The 3,155-nt window shown below is 38.9% G+C and carries 3 protein-coding genes; all 3 read left to right on the top strand.

The genetic code is table 11. From position 1 onward, the window contains the following. The first annotated feature begins 716 nt into the window (after window positions 1-716). From ACYVAA_RS22560 to ACYVAA_RS22570, 3 genes are read left to right on the top strand one after another with little or no spacing between them, the layout of a single operon-like run. A complete protein-coding gene (locus tag ACYVAA_RS22560; RefSeq protein ID WP_460546262.1) occupies window positions 717-1,670 on the top strand; it encodes a Rossmann-fold NAD(P)-binding domain-containing protein in 954 nt (317 codons plus the stop codon). Window positions 1,671-1,696: 26 nt separating this feature from the next. Further along, the gene (locus ACYVAA_RS22565) at window positions 1,697-2,209 is read left to right on the top strand and encodes a hypothetical protein (protein ID WP_460546264.1); all 513 of its coding nucleotides are present in this window, start codon (window positions 1,697-1,699) and stop codon (window positions 2,207-2,209) included. Window position 2,210: 1 nt separating this feature from the next. After that, window positions 2,211-3,122 carry a helix-turn-helix domain-containing protein gene (locus ACYVAA_RS22570; protein WP_460546266.1) on the top strand — a complete coding sequence of 304 codons (912 nt, stop codon included), beginning with the start codon at window positions 2,211-2,213 and terminating at the stop codon, window positions 3,120-3,122. Window positions 3,123-3,155 lie beyond the last annotated feature (33 nt).

Here is a 3,155-nt window from a genome sequence, read left to right on the forward strand (position 1 = left end):
AATGGCCCTTTCAATGATGGTCTGGCTTTTTTTTCATAGCTTAAACTGTTAAAATTTACGATAAGGCTAATTTAGGAAGTTCCGGACAATCATGCCGGCTTCCTGCTTTAGCTGGATTCGTTCAACAATGGCTATAAATAATGCTGGTTTCGTTGGTGTATTTGAAGTTTGTTCTTTCAATCACCGTCAAAGCTGTGCTTTCACGAATTAAAAGCATAATTTTATTTGTAAATCAAAGCTTTGGCTAGCCGTGGTGCGGTGGGACAGTTTATCGTTTTAAAATACCGCACTATTCATAGCCGAGCCGTTAGAGTGCATTTAAAGACTTTCACCTTTTAAGGAAGTAGTTGACTTTTGGGATGATTTGATTAACTTAAAAAAACCATTTTAAGAAGGCAGAGCACAATTCAACGGGTTTTAGCTTTGTTCATAAAAAAGTGGAAGGGTTGCCGGAAAATTCCGGGAAGTCTTTTGAAGAAACGGAAGGGATTTTTGAATTGAGAGAGGGTTTTAAATCCAATATTTTAGGATTTTTCTGCTGCTTTTTGAAGGAAGATTTGTAAAAAAGTGCTCCGATCAAAAAGATGAGGGTTTTTAGCAAAGGACAAAGTAATAGGAGGTCAATGAAAAACCAAAAAGTATACACCAAACGAAAATCCGTATAAGACGGAAATTCTATTCTGTACTGAACTTTGTATCAACAAAATAAAACAGAGATGAGTACAAAAAATCCTTACGGTAAAAAGGGCTGGACGCCCGACAGAATGAAATCACAAAAGGGAAAAACCTTTGTGATAACGGGCACAACCAGCGGCACAGGTTTTGAAGCAGCACGCATCCTTTTATCTAAAGATGCAAAAGTGGTGATGCTGAATCGCAACCTTAAAAAAGCGGCCGACACCATTGCGGCTTTAAAACAAAAATTAGGTAAAGAAATAGATGTTATTAACATCACTATGGACTTGGGTGATCAGGCAACTGTTAAAAAAGCTGCAGCTGAAGTTCTCGAAAAAGTAGATCGTATTGACGCCTTGGTGTGCAATGGTGCAATTGCGCAAACTCCCACTAGAGGATTGACCAAAGAGGGGTGGGAATTGCAAATGGGTGTAAATTACTTTGGACACTTTACACTGCAGGCATTGTTGTTTTCAATGATTGAAAAATCAAAAGGGCGCATTGTAACTGTAGGCAGCATGGGCTACGATATGGGTATTAAAACCATCAAGTTTGACGATTTGAATTGGGAAAAAGATTATACACCAAATGATGCCTATAGCCAAAGCAAACTGGCGCAAATCATGTCAGTGTACGAGTTAAATAACAGATTGAAAGCTGCTAGAAAAACCAATGTTAAAGCCTATGCCTGCCATCCAGGTTCTTCCAGAACTTCATTGATTGCAACCAATGGTAGTTTTATGATGAAAATGATTTTTGGCCTGATGAAATTAACTCCACTTACACAACCTGCAGAAAATGGTGCTTACTCAGAATTGATGTGTGCAACCGAACCAAGCTTAGATGAGAACGCATTTTACGGACCAACAGGTAGAAGTAATTGGGTAGGTCCAGTAGGTCCTCACGAAATTAAGGAGCATGCGAAAGACAAAATTGTCATGAAAAGATTATGGGATCTTTCGGAAAAAGAAACAGGAATAAATTGGAACTTGTAATTTAGAAACTTTAAAACCTACTGGAAATGGACATATTAAAAGCAGCCACTGATTGGGCAAAAGCCGAACTAATTTCCACCCCATTTTTTATCTTGGCGGGAGTAGTTTTTTGGGCAATAAGCTTTGGGTTTTGGCAAATAGGTAAAACCGATCTGGCCAAAGCCTATATCATTCCATCCGCAGTGGCCGGAGCCTTATTGGTGATTATTGGGCTGGGGCTATTCTTCACCAATAAGAACAGAATGACACAATTTGAAACGGCATACAAATCCGATGTTCCTGCATTTATTAATTCAGAATTACAACGTACGGAAGCTACGTTAAAGGAGTACAATAACATCGTATTCACTGTTATTCCTGTAATTATAGTGATCTGTGCGGTTGTACTTTTCTTTGTAAACGCGCCCATTTGGCGAGCCAGTATGATTACTAGTATTGCCATGTTATCGGTTATTTTACTAATTGATGGATTGGCACATGCGCGAATTGCAGAGTACGATCAACAGTTACAAAAAGCAAAACAAGAATTAAAGCCGTAAAATGCAGCATTTCAAAACATTATCGGAATACCTAAAATATTTGGAACTTCCGCCACCGGAGCATCCCCTCTTTAGCATGTACACGGCTTTGGGCGATAGTTTCTTACCCTGTCCAAAAGAGAGTTCACCGCCCATTACCAATGATTGTTATTCCATCAGCTTCAAGAAATTTGTGCAAGGCAATCTGACCTATGGCCGTACCAAGTACGACTTTAACAACGGGGCCTTGTTTTTTATAGCCCCCAGACAAGTGTTGCAATGGGATGACACCGCTGTATTTGAGCAAAAGGGATTTTCCATTAATTTTCATGAAGACTTTCTAAAAGGAACGGAGTTGGCCCATCAAATTAAGAAGTATGGATTCTTTTCCTACGCAGCCAACGAAGCCCTGCACCTTTCTCCGAAAGAGGAGAAACAAATTGAGCTGATTGTTGAGAATATAGAATTGGAGTACATGAACAATCAAGATTCCTTCAGCAAGGATATCATCGTTTCGCATCTCAGCACTTTATTGAAATATGCCCAGCGCTTTTACGAAAGACAGTTCATCAATAGAACGGAGCTTTCAAATAATTTGCTGGAGCAATTCAACCAGCAATTAGAAGAGTACTTTGACTCCGGCCAGCTAAAGGAAAACGGAATTCCAAGCATTGAAAAAATTGCAGCCCAGCTATCGGTTTCGCAACGATATCTGAGCGATACCTTGAAAAAGGAAACGGGAAAAACCAGTACGGAGCACTTACAATTATATTTGATAGACGAAGCTAAAAACATATTACTGGATCCCAACAAAACCGTATCTGAAGTAGCATACGAATTGGGCTTTGAATATCCGCCTTACTTTTCTAGGCTTTTCAAAAAGAAAGAAGGTATTAGTCCGACAGAATACAGAGATAAATATAAAATGAATTAAATTATTTGATTTTAAAAAGCCAAATTTAGAATC

It is taken from the genome of Echinicola sediminis (assembly GCF_054777495.1).